This is a genomic window from Bifidobacterium sp. ESL0819, from assembly GCF_052606245.1.
Genome location: NZ_CP199587.1, coordinates 1,233,819 through 1,250,951 on the forward strand (window position 1 = coordinate 1,233,819; position 17,133 = coordinate 1,250,951).

The window sequence follows — 17,133 nt, forward strand, 5'->3', positions numbered from 1 at the left end:
TCATGGCTTCTCTTCCAGCGCCTTTCTGATTCGCTGCAGACTGACAGGGATGGCCGTTCCCAGCTCCTGAGCCCAAATGGAGACGAAGTACTCCTCCATCATCCAGCGTCCCCTTCGCGCGCGGTCCATGGCATCATCTCGTCCTGGCCCGGCGGGGAGAGCCTGGGCCGTCTTGACCGCTTGGTCCACCAGATCCTGAGCGGTCTGCGCCTGCCATGCCCATCGTACGTCGCGGTCCTTGTCCCTGCGGGCCTTGTCCAGACGCATCAGGTCGGCTTTCAAATACGTGCACAGGCGAGGGAGAGCATAGGGCGGATCAGCACCGATGAAGCCCTTGGCCATCAGCCCTGCCAAATGCTGGCGTATCCATTGCAGGACCGAGAGCAGAGGGAGATCAGCCGGTCCTGATACGGCCTTGTCCACCTTGGCGTAGGTCTCCAGAATGGCGACTACATCCTTGGCCACCTGGTAGACGGTGTCCTCGTAGACCTGACTGACGCTGGCTACGGCCTCCTGCAGGGTTCGGTCGTCGGTAACGGCCTCGGTATGCGGAATAAGGCGCTTTACAGTAGCCAGCTGCAGGTCCTCGGCCAGGGCGGAGGTATCCGGGTAAGGGGCAGAGGCCAGCATCAGGGTCTCTCTGCTCAGCCAGCGGGAGGATATCCGCTGGGCGGGCAGGCGGAGCTTGTCCAGTGCGGCCTGCCAGATCAGCTCCTCCCGTGGCCTGGTCGTGGCACCGGACTGGTGGAGCAGATCGACGCTTTTGACCACCTGGCCCTGACGGGCGGCCTTGGTGGCCTGGGAATCCACCCGGGACCGGGCCGACTGTCGGGCCTGTCCCGCCAAGTCGCGTTGCAGATCGGTCAAGGACTTGGACCGGCCCAGGATCTTGGGGTGGCCTCGGTCCTTGCGGCCGGAACCATGGCCGTGGCGCCGATCCTCCTCCACCTGGAAGGTTGGTCGCAGGTAGTCAGGCAGTCTTTCCAGCCTGGCCTGGGTGAAGACCTCCGGATGCAGCTGGGCTCCGAGAGTATCAATGGCCGCGGCAGTGAAGGCCTGCTCGAAGTCCGGCCAGCCCTCGGCGGGGATGGTGCCTGCATCATTCTCATCTTCTTCGGCAGGCTGTTCCGCCGATCCGTAGGTGGCCCGTGCTGCCGAAGCGGGATCGGCGCCGGGCAGCAGGGGATAGTGACCGTCTATCCAGGCGCGGATGGTTCGGGCGGCATCAGGGGCGGGGACGAACTGTACTCGCAGGGCCTTGGGAAGGGACTTGATGGTGGCTGTGATCAAATCGTCCAAAAGGCCGGGCACAGTCCAGCTGAACTGTCCGGGCGTCAGCTGATTCAGGCAGTGCAGGGGGATATGGATCGTGATGCCGTCGTCCGGCTCTCCTGGCTGGTAGCGGTAGGTCAGGGGCAGATCCATGGGCAGGCCGTCGGTGCCTAGGGTGTGCCAGTGGTCGGGGTAGTCTCCAGGTCGGTAGGAGGCGGACTGGTCGTTCAGACGCTCCACCTTGTCAGGATCGAAGTCCAGTAGATGTGGATCTGCATCGTGGTGCTTCCGCCACCAAGAGCCCAGTGCGGCCAGGGAGGTGGCCTCCTGGGGAATTCGCTCCTGGTAGAAATCATAGAGGTCCTCCTCAGTGACGGTGCCGGTCACCTGGCGGGTCCTGCTGGTCCGCTCGCCCGCTTCGCTGAGCACCTGCCGGTTCGCCTGGATGAAGTCGTCATGCGGGAAGCGCTCGCGCACATCGCCCTGGACCAGACCTTGGCGTATCAGCATGTCCCGGGCCTGGCCGGGGTTGATGCGAGCCCACTGGACGGTCCTGTCGCGCACGATGGGCAGACCGTAGAGCAGGACCTTGGAAGTTGCCACTGCGGCACCACGGGAGGCCGACCAGTGGGGCTCGGCATAGGTGGTCCTGGTCAGGGATTTGGCCAGAGGTTCGGCCCAGGCCGGATCGATGGCCGCGCAGCAGCGAGCCCAGAGCCGGGAGGTCTCCACCAGCTCGGCGGCCATGATCCAGGGCGGATTGGCCTTGGAGAGGGCAGAGCCGGGGAAGATGGCGAAGTGCGTGCCGCGTGCCCCCTGGTAGTCGTTCTTGGCCTGCCGACGCGCTCGCTTCATGGCTTTGGCCCGTGCCGAGCCGTGCAGACCGGCGAAATCTGAGGCCTTGGGTTCGTGGACCACCTGCATGCCCAGGCTGGAGAGCAGGCCGGCCAGCATGGATCGGTGGATGCCTTGATCATCCCAGGAGCAGACCAGAGCATGTGCCGCCTGTTGCCCAATAGGTAGGGCCAGCAGGGCCTGATCCGGTGCCTTGACGGGGACCGGGGAGCCTACCTTCATATGCAGTCCCCGGCACATTTGTGTCAGCTGCCGGTAGAGGTCATGCCACTGTCGCATGCGCAGGAAGGCCATGTATTCCTGCTTGCAGGCCTTGCGCAGGGCTCCGTTGGAGGGCTCCTTGTCCTGCGGGAAGAAGCGGTTCCAGATGTTCAGGGCCGTCAGGAAGTCGCTGGAGGGGTCCTCGTAGCGGGCATGGATCCTGTCGGCCTCCTCGCGCTTTTCCTCCGGGCGTTCCCGCGGGTCCTGCAGGGAGAGGAAGGCCACGACAACCAGAACGGCAGCCAGGGTGTCCGGGGTGGCATCCTGCCCGGCCTGCAGGATCATTCTGCCCAGACGGATGTCGATGGGGATCCTGGCCAGCTGCCTTCCCAGGCTGGTCAACCGAATGAGACCCTGCCGGCGGGAGATGGCCTGCAGCTCGGTCAGCTCCCGCAGACCGTCGCTGACCGCACGGGTATCGGGCGGATCAATGAAGCCGAAGTCAGTGACGTCCTCGGCTGTATGGGCCACGCCCACCGAGAGCATGTGCAGGATGACCGACCCCAGGGAGGTGCGCAGGATCTCCGGATCAGTGAATTTGGGACGGGTATCATAGTCATCCTTGGCATACAGACGGATGGCGATGCCGTCGGCCACGCGCCCGCAGCGACCTGCCCGCTGATCGGCCGAGGCCTGGGAGATTGGTTCGATGGGCAGGCGCTGGACCTTGGCCGATTTGGAATAGCGGCTGATCCTGGCCATTCCCGGGTCCACCACGTATCGGATGCCCGGCACTGTAAGAGAGGTTTCGGCCACGTTGGTGGCGATGACGATGCGCTGATGGCCATGTCGTTCGAAGACCCGGTGCTGCTCCTTGGCGGACAGGCGGGCGAAGAGCGGGATGATCTCCAAGGCATCAGGGCGGCGCATATCGGAGGTTCGCGGGCCGAAGTGTCGCCGCAGGGCGGTCTCGTACTCGCGGATGTCGCGCTCTCCAGCGGCAAAGACCAGGATGTCCCTGGGGCCGTCCACGTGGGAGGAATGGATGACCAGCTCGGCGCAGGCACGGGCCACTGCCTTGGGCAGGTCCGGCTCCTCCCTGTCCTGGCCATTCTCATCGGAGTCAAATCCGGGGACATGCCGCATTAGTGCCGGCGCCGATCCGGCGGGCTCGTAGAGGGTCTGGACCGGATAAGTGCGGCCGGAGACCTCCAGTACGGGCACCTGGGTGTGCAGGGCCTTGGCGAAGTGTTCGCGGAACTTGACCGAATCGATGGTGGCCGAGGTGATGATCAGCTTCAGATCCGGCCGTTTGGGCAGCAAGGCGGTCAGATACCCCAGCAGAAAGTCGATGTTCAGGCTGCGCTCGTGGGCCTCGTCGATGATGATGGTGTCGTAGGCCCGCAGCTGGGGATCACCCTGGATCTGCGCCAGGAGAATGCCGTCGGTGACCACTCGCAGGCGGGTGCTTCGGCTGGACTTGTCGGTGAAGCGGACCTGGTAGCCGATCTGGTCGCCCAGCCTGGTGCCCGTCTCCGAGGCGATGCGTTCGGCTACTGTTCTGGCGGCGATCCTCCTGGGCTGGGTGTGCACGATCTGGCGGCCGTGGTCGCCGCGGCCCATCTGAAGAAGAATCTTGGGGATCTGGGTGGTCTTGCCAGATCCGGTCTGTCCTGAGACGATGACCACCTGGGAGGACTGCACGGCATGGACAATATCCTCCTTGGCCGCGCTGATGGGCAGTTCGGCGGGATACTCGAACTTCATGCCCGGCCTACCTCGATGATCCGGTAGCCCTTGGCCGAGGCATACTTCTCGGCCGTCCAGCCGGAGTCCAGGGCATCAGCCAGCCAGGGAATCAGGGAGTCGGCGCCCAGATTGCGCTGGACCACCAGATAGGCGCGGCCCTGCTGCTTCAGCCTGGGCAGGTAGGTCATCAACAGGTCGTGCAGGGCCGCCTTGCCCACTCGGATGGGCGGATTGGACCATATCAGGTCGAAGCGCAGATCGTCCGGCACCTGTTCCGGAGTCAGGGCGTGCACTCCATGAAGGTCTTGGGATCGGGCGTTGCGGGCGGTCAGATCCAGGGCCCGCAGGTTGGTGTCAACGGCATAGACGTTGGCCTTTGGCGACTGCATGGCCATGCTTAGGGCGATGGGTCCCCATCCGCAGCCGAGGTCCAGAAAATCGCCCTCGGACGGAGGCTGAGGGACGCGTTTGAGCAGGACCGAAGTGCCCAGATCAAGCCTCCCCGCCGAGAAGACCCCGTGGGAAACCTCCACCTGGCAGGTATGACCGGCCAGCTCCACCTGGATGGTCCGCCTTTGATCGGGGGAGGCTGGACGGGCTACGAAATACTGTTCGCCTCCGTACGTCCCGGTCTTGGAGGATTGCCTCCGACTGCTGCCATGGTCCCTTTGCGTCATGTCCATCCCGTCCGTCTTTGAAGCCTGCCCGTCCCTTGGGCGCCCACTGATGTCTGCTAAGAAGATGATAATAAAGACTGTGTCATGATTCCGCCTATACCGGATTCGTTCCCTAGTTCGTAGAACCAGTGCAGAGGTGCCTTTGACCCAAGAAAAACCGACCCAAGAGCATGGCTCAGCCGCCTTTGATGCCCGCCAGGACCCGCTTTCCTCCGAGTCCGAGGTGTTGACCGGCAGTAAAGGGCAGGTCGGGCAGGACCAGGATCAGGAGTGGCAGGAGCGCAGCCGGCGCAATGCCTTCCGTCATGTCGAGGGGCTGGGCGAGCTCCAGGACGTGACCGAGGTGGAGTACCGCAAGGTCCGTCTGGAACGGGTGGTCCTGGTTGGCGTCTGGTCGGGTTCGCGGACCACGGTAGGGCAGGCCGAGGAGTCTCTGCGCGAGCTGGCCGCACTGGCACGGACCGCTGGGGCCGAGGTGCTTGACGGATTGCTCCAGCAGCGAGTCAAGCCGGATCCGGCCACCTATCTGGGTTCAGGCAAGGCGCGTGAGCTGGCAGATATCGTGGCACGGCTGGGTGCCGACACCATCATCACCGATGACGACCTTCATCCCTCCCAGCGACGAGCCCTGGAGGATGTCACCAAGGTCAAGGTGGTCGACAGGACGGCACTGATTCTGGATATCTTCGCCCAGCATGCGACCAGCCGTGAGGGCAAGGCCCAGGTGGAGCTGGCTCAGTTGGAGTACATGCTGCCCAGGCTGCGTGGCTGGGGTGGATCTCTCTCCCGCCAGGCCGGGGGGCAGGCTGCCGGACAGGCTGGCGGCATAGGCTCCCGTGGCCCGGGGGAGACCAAAATCGAGACCGATCGGCGCGTCATTCGACGGCGTATTTCCCGGTTGAAGCGTCAGATCGCTCAGATGGCCCCCTCTCGCCAGGTCAAGCGTGGATCGCGTCGGCGCTATCAGCTGCCGGCTGTTGCCGTAGTGGGGTACACCAACGCTGGCAAGTCCTCGCTGACCAACCGGCTGACAGGGGCCGAGGAGCTCGTGGAGAACGCCCTCTTCGCCACTCTGGACACGGCTGTAAGGCGCACCAAGGCGGCAGATGGCCGACTCTACGTCTACGTGGACACGGTCGGATTCGTCCGCCGACTGCCCACCCAGCTGGTCGAGGCCTTCAAATCCACCCTGGAAGAGGTAGGGCAGTCCGACCTAATCCTTCATGTGGTGGATGGCTCCCACCCCGATCCCTTCGGTCAGATCAGAGCTGTGGATGCTGTGCTGGCAGACATCCCCGGCGCGGAGTCCATTCCCCGTCTGCTGGTTTTCAATAAGGTGGATCTGATAGACCAGGATGCCAGGCTGCGGCTTGCCAACCTTGAGCCCGAGGCCTTCCTGGTTTCGGCCAGGCAGGGTCATGGTCTGGAGTCTCTGCGCAGGCGAGTGGAAGAGCTGCTGCCAGCCCCCGCCGTGCATGTCCAGGCCATCCTGCCCTACACCAGCGGCTCCCTGCTGGAGCAGGTGCGGAAGTTGGGACGGGTGGAATCATTGGAATACCGAGCCGACGGGGTTGCGCTGAGCGCTGATGTGGACGACCGGCTGGCGGCCGCTGTGCTTGACCAGGCCGTTGACCAGAAGACTTCGCAGGCTCCGGGTCGTGACACGCCAACAGCTAGGCTGAGCTCCTGAGAACAGGTGCGCCTCAGGTCATCTATGCTGGGTAGACTACCTATGTTGTCAGCGGCAAACCCGTTTCCAGGGTTCCGATAAGAGAGGTCCATAAAACTATGGCGGAATCACCAATCAAGCCAACCAAGCTAGCGATCGTAGGAGCCGGAGCCGTGGGGTCGACCCTGGCCTTTTCGGCGGCCCAGCGCGGTGTGGCTCGGGAGATCGTCCTTGAGGACATCAACGCCCAGCGTGTTGAGGCCGAGGTCCGCGACATGCAACACGGATCCAGCTTCTATCCCACAGTCACCATCGACGGTTCGGATGATCCGCAGATCTGCGCCGATGCCGACATGGTGGTCATTACTGCTGGGGCTAGGCAGAAGCCGGGGCAGACTCGACTCGATCTGGCCGGTGCCACCATCAACATGATGAAGTCCATCATCCCTCAGATGGTGCAGGTGGCTCCCAACGCCATCTTCCTGCTGATCACCAACCCCGTCGACATCGTTACCAGGGTATCGCTGGAACTGTCCGGACTGCCGGTCAACCAGATGTTCGGTTCTGGAACCAACTTGGATTCCGCCCGCCTGCGCTACCTGATCGGACAGCAGACCGGAGTCAACGTCAAGAACGTTCATGCCTACATCGCCGGCGAGCATGGCGACTCCGAAGTCCCGCTTTGGAGCTCGGCCACCATCGGCGGAGTGCCCATGTGCGACTGGATGGAGCTTCCCGGCCACGAGCCTCTGGACGCAGCAAAGCGCGAGGAGATACATCAAGAGGTGAAGAACGCCGCCTATCAGATCATCGAGGGCAAGGGGGCGACAAACTTCGCCATCGCCATGTCCGGCGTGGATATCATCGAGTCCATCCTCAACGGCACCGACCGGATCCTGCCAGTCAGCTCCCTGCTGGAGAATTTTCATGGGATCTCTGACGTGTGCATGTCGGTGCCCAGCGTGCTCAACCGCGACGGCGTCAACACCCACATCAACACACCACTGAGTGATGGCGAGCTGGCAGCCCTGAAGCGTTCCGCCGAGACCCTCAAGGAGACGGTCAGCAAGTTCGGTTTCTGAGTATTTCGCAGAAGACTCTTGCCTTCTGGACCCCTGGTGGCATACCTTGGTTACTGATGAATCGGGGTATGCATGAGTAGTCATGAAGGTAGCATCCAGGGTGGGGGATCCGCCCATCGTCGACAGTTGCTGACGACCTTGGCTCTGACGGGATCGGTCTTCGTGGCTGAGGTCGTCGGCGCCTTGGTCACCCGCAGCCTGGCCTTGCTGGTCGACGCCGGACACATGATGACCGACATGGCTGTGCTTATCGCCTCCACGGTCACTGCTGTGTTGATGGAGCGTCGTCCCACGGATCGTCGCACCTGGGGCTGGTCCCGTCTGGAGGTCATCACGGCGGCTGGCGGTGCTCTGGTTTTGCTGGCTGTAGGTATTTACGCCATTGTGGAGGCAGTTTTGCGGCTCTGGTCGCCTGGGCGCGACCAGGTTCATCAGCAGGGATTGCTGCTCTTCTTTGGCATCTTGGGTCTAGCCGCTAATGTGGGGTCCATCCTGGTTCTGGCATCAGGGCATAAGGACAATTTGAACATGCGTGCCGCTTTTCTCGAAGTGGTCAACGACGCATTAGGCTCAGTGGCTGTCTTGATATCAGCTGTGGTAATGATGATCACCGGTTGGTCCGGGTTCGACGCCGTGGCGGGAGGACTGATCGCTCTCCTGATGATTCCTCGTGCGATTAAATTGCTGTCCAGCAGCGTCTCCGTGCTTCTTGAGGAGACTCCAGCGGAGCTTGATATGGCCAAGGTCAGGAAGCACCTGGAGGATGTGCCTGGCGTGCTTGAGGTTCATGATCTGCATGCCAATAGTGTTTCCACCGGCCTGCCGCAGCTGACGGCGCATGTGATTGTGCGACAAGGCACGTCGGCTGTCGAGAACGAGCGTATTCTGACCAGCATGCAGCGTTGTCTGCGTGATCATTTTCCGGTCTCAGTCGAGCATACGACCTTTCAGATAGAACCGCAGGGACACCGAGACAGCAGCGGCGAGCATCTGGACATCTAGCTCTCGCTGCGCTCTTTCAAAAAGGCGCTTCGCTAAACTCATCCACCAGGATTTGGTCCACGAAAGAATGCAAGTATCTGCGGTATGAATACAAGGCTGCAGGCATCAGATCTTTCGCAGGACGGTGACCACCTTGCCCATGATTGCGGCATGGGTGCCGTCAATGGGGGAGTAGGACGGGTTGTGGGGGATCAGCCAAACATGTCCGTCCTCGCGGCGGAAGGTCTTCACCGTAGCCCCATCGTCCAGCAAAGCTGCGACGATATCGCCGTTCTCAGCTTCCTGTTGGCGGCGGACCACCACAAAGTCTCCGTCGCAGATGGCGGCATCGACCATGGAATCACCATGGACCTCAAGCATGAAGAGTTCGCCGGAGCCGGTCAGTCGTTCGGGCAGACGCATGACATCGTCCACGTGCTGCTCGGCTAGGATAGGCTGGCCGGCTGCGATTCTGCCGACTAGAGGCACATCGCGCGACTGCATGATGGCCTCGTCGGTCTGCGTATCAGGGAAAGGCATGATCCTGGCGGTTCCTGCTGCCGGTTCAGGCTGATCCTGGACCAGCTCTATGGCGCGTCCCTTATTGGCAGTCAGACGGATGTAGCCCAGATCCTGCAACACCTGAAGCTGGTGCTTGACGGAAGAAGTGCTGCGCAATCCCGCATCTCTGCCGATCTCTCTGTAGGAGGGCAGGAATCCACGCTCTGACAAGTGACGCTTGATGGCTTCCAAGACCTTGGCCTGGCGATCGGTCAGCTTGGGTCTAGACCCCTGGCTCAGACTCTTGGTGCCGCTCGCGTTTTCTCCCACGCCGCTCTTAGTTGAGGTCTCAGCGGTTTCCTGTGAGGTGGCGTTACTAGAAGTGGACTGCCTGACGGAGCTCATAGACGTGGACCCGACAAAGGGGATGGTGCTCACAATGGGCTCCTTTCCTTGAAAACTGAACCAAGTCTAACCCGACTAAAGCAGAAAATCAAACAAATGTTCGAATCGGCCTTGCCAAATGACGATTCAGGTGCCAGAATAAGAACATCTGTTCGATAGAACAAATGTTCGAAAGGGGTGTGCCGTGGTTGTTCATACTTGTGCTAGTTCCCACATGTCTACGCTGTCGAACCTGTCCTCGGCCTGCAAAGCTTATGCTGGTTCTGCATTTTCGTCTGTCATGCTTCATCTCCGTAAAGCCGTCAAAGCCTGTGTATCCGAGCAGGGTTTTGTGGGTGTCATCGTACGCAGATTCGGGGCTTTTCTGGTTGCCGGGGCACTGATCCTGGCTGGAATCGGATGGATGGCGCGACCGGCCACCTCCGCTCCCGGGCCGCAGGAGGTCGTCACCAGAACAGTTCGACCGGGCGATAATGTCTGGTCCTATGCGACCTCGATCACGCCTCAGGGCGAGGATGTCACCAAGAACGTTGACCGCATCATGCAGATAAACAATATGTCCTCACCCAATCTGCGCGTGGGCGATCGGATTCTGATTCCAAGTGAGGATTGAGGCGGCGATTTTCGATTCAGGGCGTCTGCGACGGGGTTTCGACAATTTGTAGCTAGGAAAAAGCTGCTTGCTGAATTCGAGGAGTTTGTTCAGGTTTATAAGCTCATAGGCCCGGTATACGTGGGTCTTGCGGCCTTTGGCGTTAAGATGTTGCCTATGCACTGTCCTTTCTGCCAGAATCCCGATACCAAGGTTGTGGATACGCGAATCAGCGACGACGGCCATGCCATTAGACGCCGTCGTGAGTGTCCGCAATGCTCGCGTCGGTTCACTACGGTGGAGACCTCGATCCTCCTGGTCATGAAACGTTCAGGCAATGCCGAGCCCTTCAACCGCGACAAGGTCATCTCTGGCGTTAGGAAGGCCTGTCAAGGCAGGCCCATTGATGAGAACGACCTGAAGCTCCTAGGCCAGCAGGTCGAAGAGGATCTGCGTTCGCGTGGCCTGGCCCAGGTCGATTCGGAAGAGGTCGGCAGGGCCATCCTGAAGCCCCTTAGAGAGCTGGATGAGGTGGCCTATCTGCGCTTTGCTTCGGTCTACCGCAACTTCAGCAACCTAGAGGACTTCCAGCAGGCCATCGATACTTTGCGGGCCGAGGACCAGTCAGCTGAAAGCCAGTCTGCTGCTGCACAGCCCTGAAGTGAGTAATTTCAGTATCAGCTGTGCTGGTTGTAGTGGTCTCGAAAGCTTCGGTCAGCCTGTGACGGGTACGGATTATTTGGCAATCAATGAGCAGCGGCAGGCATGTCGAAGGCTTGCGCCTGTCAACTGAGATCCAGCAGCCTCTGATCCTCGGCGGTTTGGGCGATTATTAATTCCTGAGTGGCGCGCGTCATGGCCACATAGAGGTCGGCCGCTGCGCTCAGCCTGGAGGGGGCTTCGTTCTGGATGGTCCCGGGCTCCACAAGAACCACTGCATCAAACTCCAGGCCCTTGGTATGGCCGGTGGTTGTGACCATGATCTGATGCTTCTGCCCCTGATTGATGTGCAGCCGTGAGCTGACCCTGGCTTTCAAGGAGCTGGGAACGATGATCGCCAGGCGTCCGGTACCGTCCTCGCCCAGATGACGTTCTGCCAGTTCGCCCACTAGGTCAGGCAACTGGTCCAGCAGATTCGCCCGATCCTCTGCACGCAGGTGGCCCACTGAGCCTTCCACATCGCGCACGGCTTTGAGCGTTGAAACTTCAAGACCCTCGGAGGCTGCGAAGGAGGAGGCCAGGTTGGATACCTGACGAGGATTGCGATAGTCGATGGTCAGCTGCCGCAGGTCCCATCCATCCGGGCCGAAGAGCGCATCCATGGTGGATGTCCAGGACCGGGTGCCGCCCAAAGCTGCCGTCTGAGCCACGTCTCCGACAATGGTGAAGGAGCGTGAGGGGCAGCGCCTGATCAGCATCCTCCAGTCCATGGCCGTCAGTTCTTGAGCTTCGTCAACCACGATGTGCCCGTATACCCATTCACGGTCTGCAGCCGCCTGAAGGGCTGCCTGGTTCTCACCCTGGCCGTTGATGGAATCCAGCAGCATCTGCGAGGTCACGATGCCTGTTCCGATCCCGTTCTGAGCCAAGGTATCGCTGGCGAATCGGCGTTCCTCTTCTCGACGGGCCTTTTCGGCCTGGTCGCGATCCGCCTGACGGGGGTCAGGGCCCAGCAGCTCCATGGCCTCATCCAGGATCGGGATGTCAGATACGGTCAGTTCGGCGCCATTCTGTCGGGTCAGCAAATCAATCTGTTCCGCATTCAGCCAGGGAGCGAACCGGTGCAGGCGGTCCGGCCTGGACCAGAGGTCGTTGACCAGCCAGCGGGGGTTCATAGGCAGCCAGGCCAGGTTGAGGGTCCGTCGCACCTGCTCGTTCAGCCGCAGCAGGGAGGTGACCCGGGCAAGTTCCTCGGTTCCGGGCTGATAGTCCACTCCCTCGGCATAGCGGGCAGTCATGGCATTCAGCGCTGAGCGCACGAAGGTGTTCCTGGCCTTGTTGTGGGGCTGGTGGCTGCGTCGTGCATCGACCAAGGCCTGCTCCAAGTCGACTGCCAGCATGGGTACGGCAACTCCATCCACCTTGACCGTGGGCAGGGAGGCAGGCACCCGCTCCCGGGAGGTGACGGCGTTGGCCACGGCCTCGGCCATGCGGATGTCTCCCTTGAGTCGGGCCACGTGCGGGTCCTCTCGGCGTTCGGTACTGATGCCGGGAATGAGGTCGCCCATGGTTCGGCTGAGCACTCCGGTCTCGCCCAGGGAGGGCAGCACCTGGTCAATGTAATGCAGGAAGGCGTTGGTGGGCCCTACGATCAGCACGCCTGAGCTCTCCAGTCTGCGCCGATGGGTGTAGAGCAGATAGGCGGCCCGGTGCAGGGCCACAGCCGTCTTGCCGGTGCCCGGTCCTCCCTGCACTACTAGTGGACGAGTCATGGGGAAGCGGATGATCCGGTCCTGTTCGGCCTGAATGGTGGCTACGATGTCGGTCATCTGACCGGTGCGACGGCTGGACAGGGAAGCCATGAGCGCGCCCTCGCCGGCTAAGGTCCCTCCTTGGGCTGCCCTGTCCACTTCTGGGGACGACATATCCAAAACCTCATCCTCGATGCCGGCGACCTGGCGGAAGTTGAGGGTGATGTGCCGACGCATGACAATGTCGCCGTGGTCTGCCGGGGTGGCCTCGTAGAAGGGGCGCGCGGCCTCGGCCCGCCAGTCGGTCAGGATGGGTTCGTGGTTGCTGTCCAGAAGGCCCAGTCGCCCGATATATCGGCGACTTCCCTGGACCGTATCCAGTCGGCCGAAGACCAGACGGTCCTCCACGGCTCGCAGCTGGGTGAGTCGATCCTCGTACATGTTGGCGAAGGAATCCCGCTCGGTGCGCTGGGTGGGGGATCCGTGGGAGCCGGCGGCACGAACCGCGTCCAGTCTGGCTCTGGCCTGCGTCCGCAGCTCGTCTAGACGGCCGTAGGCCCTGTCCACCGCCCTCTGCTCTTCATGCAGCTGTGAGGAATAGCTCGACATGTGCGTCCGTTCTGTGCAATGTTCAAAATCGGATGATCCAATATACCGCTCGTCCTCTACTTTTCCGGCCTGGCGGACCGTTGGTCACCTTCTGTTTGCCGGGTGGCGAAACGCCGAGGCGGATCCTTCGGCGAGGCGAATGGCCGGGTTTGAGCCTGAAGTGGCGTTAAAGTGGTGATAGATGGGGGTAAGTGGGGTAAAGTGGGGAGCATTCCGTAGGGGGTGCAACCTGATGAGGCCTCCCAAGGTGACCAACAGGCAAGGAGGTGAGGCATGACCGATATATACGACGCAAAGGCTGCCTCGCCGTCCCTGCCTCCTATGCTTCTGGGCACCTACACTCCCAAGATGGATGCTAAGGGGCGCCTGGCTCTGCCGGCCAAGTTCCGTTCTCAGCTGGGTCAGGGGCTGGTCATGGCCCGTGGTCAGGAACGCTGTGTCAGTCTGTTGCCCCCTGATGAATTTCAGCGAATGGCCGTGCGCATCCAGCACACCTCCATGGGCGACAAATCGGCCAGGGACTACCTGCGCGTATTCCTGTCCGGTGCCGTCGACCAGGTCCCTGACAAGCAGGGCCGCATCCTGATCCCGCCCATGCTCCGTTCCTATGCACGGCTGACCGGCCCTGTGGCGGTCATCGGCGTGGGCACCCGTGCTGAGATCTGGGATCAGGATTCCTGGTCCGCCTACCTGGAGAGCAAGGAGCAGGGCTACGCCGATATCGCCGACGATGTTCTTCCGGCGGTGGATTGCTGATGGAGGCCCTCATGGAAGATCGCAATCCTCCCGACCAGGAGGCTGTGGACAAGGGCATAGTCCATCGTCCAGTTCTGCTGGAGCGCTGCCTGGCGCTGGCAAGACCTGCCTTGGAGCACAGGGGGGCCGTGGCTGTGGATTGCACGCTAGGCCTGGCCGGGCATGCCACCGCCTTCCTCAAATCCTGTCCTGAGGCCCGTCTTATTGGCATCGACAGAGATCGTCAGGCCCTGGATCTGGCTACTGGCCGGATGCGCGATGAGGGTCTGGCCGACCGTTTTACACCGGTGCATGCCCCATTTGACCAGCTGGATGAGCAATTGGATGCCCTGGGTGTGGGCCAGGTGGATCTGGTCTTTATGGATCTGGGTCTATCCTCTTTGCAGATCGACCAGCGTGACAGGGGTTTCACCTACCGGCAGGATGCTCCGCTGGACATGCGCATGGACACTGGCCAGGAGCTGACAGCAGCCCAGATCCTGGCCGAATACGACCAGGAACGTTTGGCTGATATCTTCTCCCGGTACGGGGAGGAGCGTTATGCAGGACGCATCGCACGGGCCATTGTCGAGGCCAGACGAGATCAGCCGCTGACCACCTCGGCGCAGCTTGACCGTCTGGTCGATATGGCAGTGCCTCGTGGCCGCCGTCCACCAGGCAATCCTGCTAAGAGGGTCTTCCAGGCCCTGCGCATCGAGGTCAACGGGGAGCTGGATCGTTTGAGGCGCACCCTGCCCCAGGCCGTTCTGCGGCTGGCTCAGGGAGGTCGTCTGGTCGTGGAGTCCTATCACTCCCTGGAGGACCGCATGGTCAAGCGCTTCATGGCATCAGGGCTGCATGTGGACCTGCCGGCGGGCATGCCGGTGGTGCCGGATCAGGCCCGCCCTTATCTGTCGGATCTGACGCATGGTGCCATCAAGGCCGACTCTGCCGAACGGGAACGCAACCCCCGTTCCGCCTCAGTGCGTCTACGAGCCGTGGAGAGGATCGGAGCCATCCCTGAGGAGCGTCGTCGTCGGCTTCAGGCCGAGGCCAACGGGGAGAGCTCAGATCGACATCATCGTCACGTCGACCATGGTTTTGGATCGAGGCGTCAGCCATGACCATGCCAGCACGTTCAGTCCGTTCCAAGGCCTCTCCGGATAGGGGCCATCCACGCATCCAAGAGTTGCCCACCAGGCCTGAGCTCAGTCTGATCAAGGGTACAGGCAAGCCAGGCAAGGCCCGTCATCCCGAACGGGGTCCAGTAGCTGAGGGGGCCATGCGCCTGATCGGCTGGACACGGACCCGCGGCAATCCCTTGTTGCGCATCATGGTCTCCGTGGTCTTCCTGGCCGCCTGCATGTTCGGATCACTGATGCTGCGCACCCAGATGGTCCAGGATTCCTTCGAGGCTACTCGGGTCCAGCATGAGATCAGCAATCTCACTCAGGACGTCCAAGACGACCAGAACAAGCTCGACCAGCTTCAGGCCTCCCTGCCGGACAAGGCCCAGCAGCTTGGCATGCAACCCCAGCAAGGTCTGAATTCCATTGATCTGCAGGGCTATAAGCCCCCTCAGACCCCCCAGGGCAAGGCGGGTAATCCATGAGCGGTAAGGAAACCAAGCGCTTCTGGCACCTGTCTTTCTGCAAGCGCTCGCTCTCTGTGGGCCTGATCCTGGTTCTGGTGGCCTCGCTGGCCTTGGGCAAGCTGGCCTACATCCAGCTCTTTGATGGAAGGTCCATGGCACAGGCCGCTGCTGCGGGTCGCACCGTGCCCCACGCCATCAAGGCCCAACGTGGCCGCATCCTGGACGTCAACGGCCGTGTGCTGGCCCAGAGCCTGGAGCGATACAACATCGTCGGCGACCCCGAGGCGGCAGCCTCCTTTATGCCTGTCAACTGCACCAAGCACACTGGCGACAACTGCCATAGCATCAAAGGACATCCGGTGGGCGCTGACGGTGCTGCCGGGGTGGCCCGCCTCCTGGCACCGGCTCTGGGAATGAACGCCATGGAGCTGGGTGGCAAGCTCAGCGTCCCTGGACGGTACGTGGTCCTAGCCAAGAGGGTGACTCCCGAGGTCAAGCGTGCCATCGACAAGCTGGGGTTGCAGGGGATCATTACAGCCGAGCTGAGCAGCGAACGCACCTACCCTCATGCTGATCTGATGGGAGCTCTGATCGGGGGCATCGACGACAGCGGCAAGGGGGTAGCCGGGATTGAGCAGATGGAGAATCGGCGGCTGACCGGCTCTGACGGCTATACGGTCTATCAGCAGGGGATGCTGGGTCAGGAGATTCCCGGAACCGTAACCCGTCAGCGCAATCCGGTCAACGGCAAGGACGTCACCCTGACCATCGATCAGGACGTGCTCTGGTACGTCCGTCAAGCCCTCAAGTCAGGCTGCGAGCGCTATCATGCAGACTGGGCCCTGGCGGTGGTTCAGGACACCCGCACCAACGAGATCCTGGCGCTGGCCGACACCGATGATTACCAGGCGGGCAGCGACCAGGCCAAGGTCAACTCCTCCCGGGCAGTGGCGGAGACCTTCGAGCCCGGCTCCGTCGGCAAGACCATCTCGGCTGCAGGCATGCTCCAGGAGCAGGTGCACTCCATGACTGATCGCTTTACGGTGCCGGACCATATCACTCTGGACAACCAGCAGTACAAGGATTCCTTTGATCATGGGGCCGAGCATTGGACACTTGCCGGCATTATACAGAATTCCTCCAACGTGGGCATGGTCATGGCCGGCCAGAACTATCCGGACCAGAAGCGCTACGACTACCTGACCCGCTTCGGCATCGGACAGGTCTCAGCCTTGGGTCTGCCTGGGGAGTCCAAGGGGTTGCTGACCGCGCCTCAGACATGGGACCGCCGCACCCGCAACACGATTCTGTTCGGCCAGGGCTATGCCACCAACGCCGTCCAGTTGACCAATGCCGTCGCCACTTTGGCCAACAAGGGGGTCCGTTCCGACCAGACGATAGTCCGCAGCCAGGGCGCGGTCAAAGCACATCCGGTCAGAGTCGTGGACGAGAAGGTGGCCGCTGAGGTCATGAACGCGATGGAATCAGTGTCTGAGAAATACGAGAAGATGGTCAAGGTGGAGGGCTATCGAGTGGCAGCCAAGACAGGCACCGCCGAGGTGGCCGATAGCTCCGGCGGCCTGGGCGGCATCGTCAGTGACTGGGTGGGCATACTGCCCGCTGACGATCCGCATTTTGTGGTCACCGTGGTGCTGAAGAACCCTCAAAGCGCCTCCGGGGTTTACGGTGGCATCACCGCAGGTCCCATCTTCGCTCAGATCGGTGAATTCCTTATGCAGAAATACCAGGTCCCCACGTCTTCCCCCAGAACCGATGCTATCCCGGTAACATGGTGATACC

13 protein-coding genes are annotated in these 17,133 nt (G+C 61.7%); 9 read left to right on the forward strand and 4 right to left on the reverse strand.

What is annotated here, in order from left to right; all coding sequences use genetic code 11:
• Both hrpA and ACUIAD_RS05150 read right to left on the reverse strand, forming a co-directional pair.
• Positions 1 to 4,095, reverse strand: coding sequence for an ATP-dependent RNA helicase HrpA (hrpA, locus tag ACUIAD_RS05145; protein ID WP_445342968.1), 4,095 nt, complete (start codon positions 4,093 to 4,095; stop codon positions 1 to 3).
• A complete protein-coding gene (locus ACUIAD_RS05150) occupies positions 4,092 to 4,754 on the reverse strand; it encodes a class I SAM-dependent methyltransferase (protein WP_445342969.1) in 663 nt (220 codons plus the stop codon). Before ACUIAD_RS05150 ends, hrpA begins: the two co-directional genes overlap by 4 nt.
• Before the next feature lie 223 nt (positions 4,755 to 4,977).
• Between ACUIAD_RS05150 and hflX the strand changes: the two genes are divergently transcribed.
• The 3 genes from hflX to ACUIAD_RS05165 all read left to right on the forward strand — a co-directional run bounded on the left by hflX (position 4,978) and on the right by ACUIAD_RS05165 (position 8,507).
• Entirely contained in the window at positions 4,978 to 6,444 is a 1,467-nt protein-coding gene (hflX, locus tag ACUIAD_RS05155) for a GTPase HflX (protein ID WP_445343802.1), read from the forward strand.
• Positions 6,445 to 6,542: 98 nt separating this feature from the next.
• Entirely contained in the window at positions 6,543 to 7,505 is a 963-nt protein-coding gene (locus tag ACUIAD_RS05160; RefSeq protein WP_445342970.1) for an L-lactate dehydrogenase, read from the forward strand.
• Positions 7,506 to 7,577: 72 nt separating this feature from the next.
• Entirely contained in the window at positions 7,578 to 8,507 is a 930-nt protein-coding gene (locus ACUIAD_RS05165) for a cation diffusion facilitator family transporter (RefSeq protein ID WP_445342971.1), read from the forward strand.
• Between the two features lie 105 nt (positions 8,508 to 8,612).
• Here the strand turns inward: ACUIAD_RS05165 and lexA are convergent, their stop codons facing one another.
• Positions 8,613 to 9,317 (reverse strand): transcriptional repressor LexA, encoded by a 705-nt coding sequence (gene lexA, locus ACUIAD_RS05170; RefSeq protein WP_375314993.1) that lies wholly within the window; start codon positions 9,315 to 9,317, stop codon positions 8,613 to 8,615.
• 406 nt (positions 9,318 to 9,723) lie between these two features.
• Between lexA and ACUIAD_RS05175 the strand changes: the two genes are divergently transcribed.
• Together ACUIAD_RS05175 and nrdR are read left to right on the forward strand one after the other, a co-directional pair.
• Positions 9,724 to 10,005, forward strand: coding sequence for a LysM peptidoglycan-binding domain-containing protein (locus ACUIAD_RS05175; protein WP_445342972.1), 282 nt, complete (start codon positions 9,724 to 9,726; stop codon positions 10,003 to 10,005).
• Positions 10,006 to 10,161: 156 nt separating this feature from the next.
• Positions 10,162 to 10,644 carry a transcriptional regulator NrdR gene (gene nrdR, locus ACUIAD_RS05180; RefSeq protein WP_445342973.1) on the forward strand — a complete coding sequence of 161 codons (483 nt, stop codon included), beginning with the start codon at positions 10,162 to 10,164 and terminating at the stop codon, positions 10,642 to 10,644.
• 125 nt (positions 10,645 to 10,769) lie between these two features.
• On the opposite strand, the gene ACUIAD_RS05185 is transcribed toward nrdR, so the two are convergent.
• A complete protein-coding gene (locus ACUIAD_RS05185; protein ID WP_445342974.1) occupies positions 10,770 to 13,004 on the reverse strand; it encodes a HelD family protein in 2,235 nt (744 codons plus the stop codon).
• Between the two features lie 273 nt (positions 13,005 to 13,277).
• Between ACUIAD_RS05185 and mraZ the strand changes: the two genes are divergently transcribed.
• Genes mraZ through ACUIAD_RS05205 form a run of 4 tightly spaced genes read left to right on the forward strand, consistent with a single transcriptional unit; the run spans position 13,278 to position 17,129 of the window.
• Positions 13,278 to 13,760 (forward strand): division/cell wall cluster transcriptional repressor MraZ, encoded by a 483-nt coding sequence (gene mraZ, locus ACUIAD_RS05190; RefSeq protein WP_110451874.1) that lies wholly within the window; start codon positions 13,278 to 13,280, stop codon positions 13,758 to 13,760.
• Between the two features lie 11 nt (positions 13,761 to 13,771).
• Entirely contained in the window at positions 13,772 to 14,863 is a 1,092-nt protein-coding gene (rsmH, locus tag ACUIAD_RS05195; RefSeq protein ID WP_181414425.1) for a 16S rRNA (cytosine(1402)-N(4))-methyltransferase RsmH, read from the forward strand.
• Complete coding sequence (locus tag ACUIAD_RS05200) at positions 14,860 to 15,351, forward strand: hypothetical protein (RefSeq protein WP_110451875.1); 492 nt, start codon at positions 14,860 to 14,862, stop codon at positions 15,349 to 15,351. The genes rsmH and ACUIAD_RS05200 overlap by 4 nt, the downstream gene beginning before the upstream one ends.
• Positions 15,348 to 17,129, forward strand: a complete 1,782-nt coding sequence (locus tag ACUIAD_RS05205; RefSeq protein ID WP_445342975.1) for a peptidoglycan D,D-transpeptidase FtsI family protein — start codon at positions 15,348 to 15,350, stop codon at positions 17,127 to 17,129. Before ACUIAD_RS05200 ends, ACUIAD_RS05205 begins: the two co-directional genes overlap by 4 nt.
• The last annotated feature ends 4 nt before the right edge of the window (positions 17,130 to 17,133 follow it).

What these genes read in the sequence shown, in the direction of transcription:
- hrpA (WP_445342968.1), bottom strand. Translation starts at nt 4,095, where the DNA reads ATGAAGTTCGAGTATCCCGCCGAACTGCCCATCAGCGCGGCCAAGGAG.
- ACUIAD_RS05150 (WP_445342969.1), bottom strand. Translation starts at nt 4,754, where the DNA reads ATGACGCAAAGGGACCATGGCAGCAGTCGGAGGCAATCCTCCAAGACC.
- ACUIAD_RS05160 (WP_445342970.1), top strand. Translation starts at nt 6,543, where the DNA reads ATGGCGGAATCACCAATCAAGCCAACCAAGCTAGCGATCGTAGGAGCC.
- ACUIAD_RS05165 (WP_445342971.1), top strand. Translation starts at nt 7,578, where the DNA reads ATGAGTAGTCATGAAGGTAGCATCCAGGGTGGGGGATCCGCCCATCGT.
- nrdR (WP_445342973.1), top strand. Translation starts at nt 10,162, where the DNA reads ATGCACTGTCCTTTCTGCCAGAATCCCGATACCAAGGTTGTGGATACG.
- ACUIAD_RS05185 (WP_445342974.1), bottom strand. Translation starts at nt 13,004, where the DNA reads ATGTCGAGCTATTCCTCACAGCTGCATGAAGAGCAGAGGGCGGTGGAC.
- mraZ (WP_110451874.1), top strand. Translation starts at nt 13,278, where the DNA reads ATGACCGATATATACGACGCAAAGGCTGCCTCGCCGTCCCTGCCTCCT.
- rsmH (WP_181414425.1), top strand. Translation starts at nt 13,772, where the DNA reads ATGGAAGATCGCAATCCTCCCGACCAGGAGGCTGTGGACAAGGGCATA.
- ACUIAD_RS05200 (WP_110451875.1), top strand. Translation starts at nt 14,860, where the DNA reads ATGACCATGCCAGCACGTTCAGTCCGTTCCAAGGCCTCTCCGGATAGG.
- ACUIAD_RS05205 (WP_445342975.1), top strand. Translation starts at nt 15,348, where the DNA reads ATGAGCGGTAAGGAAACCAAGCGCTTCTGGCACCTGTCTTTCTGCAAG.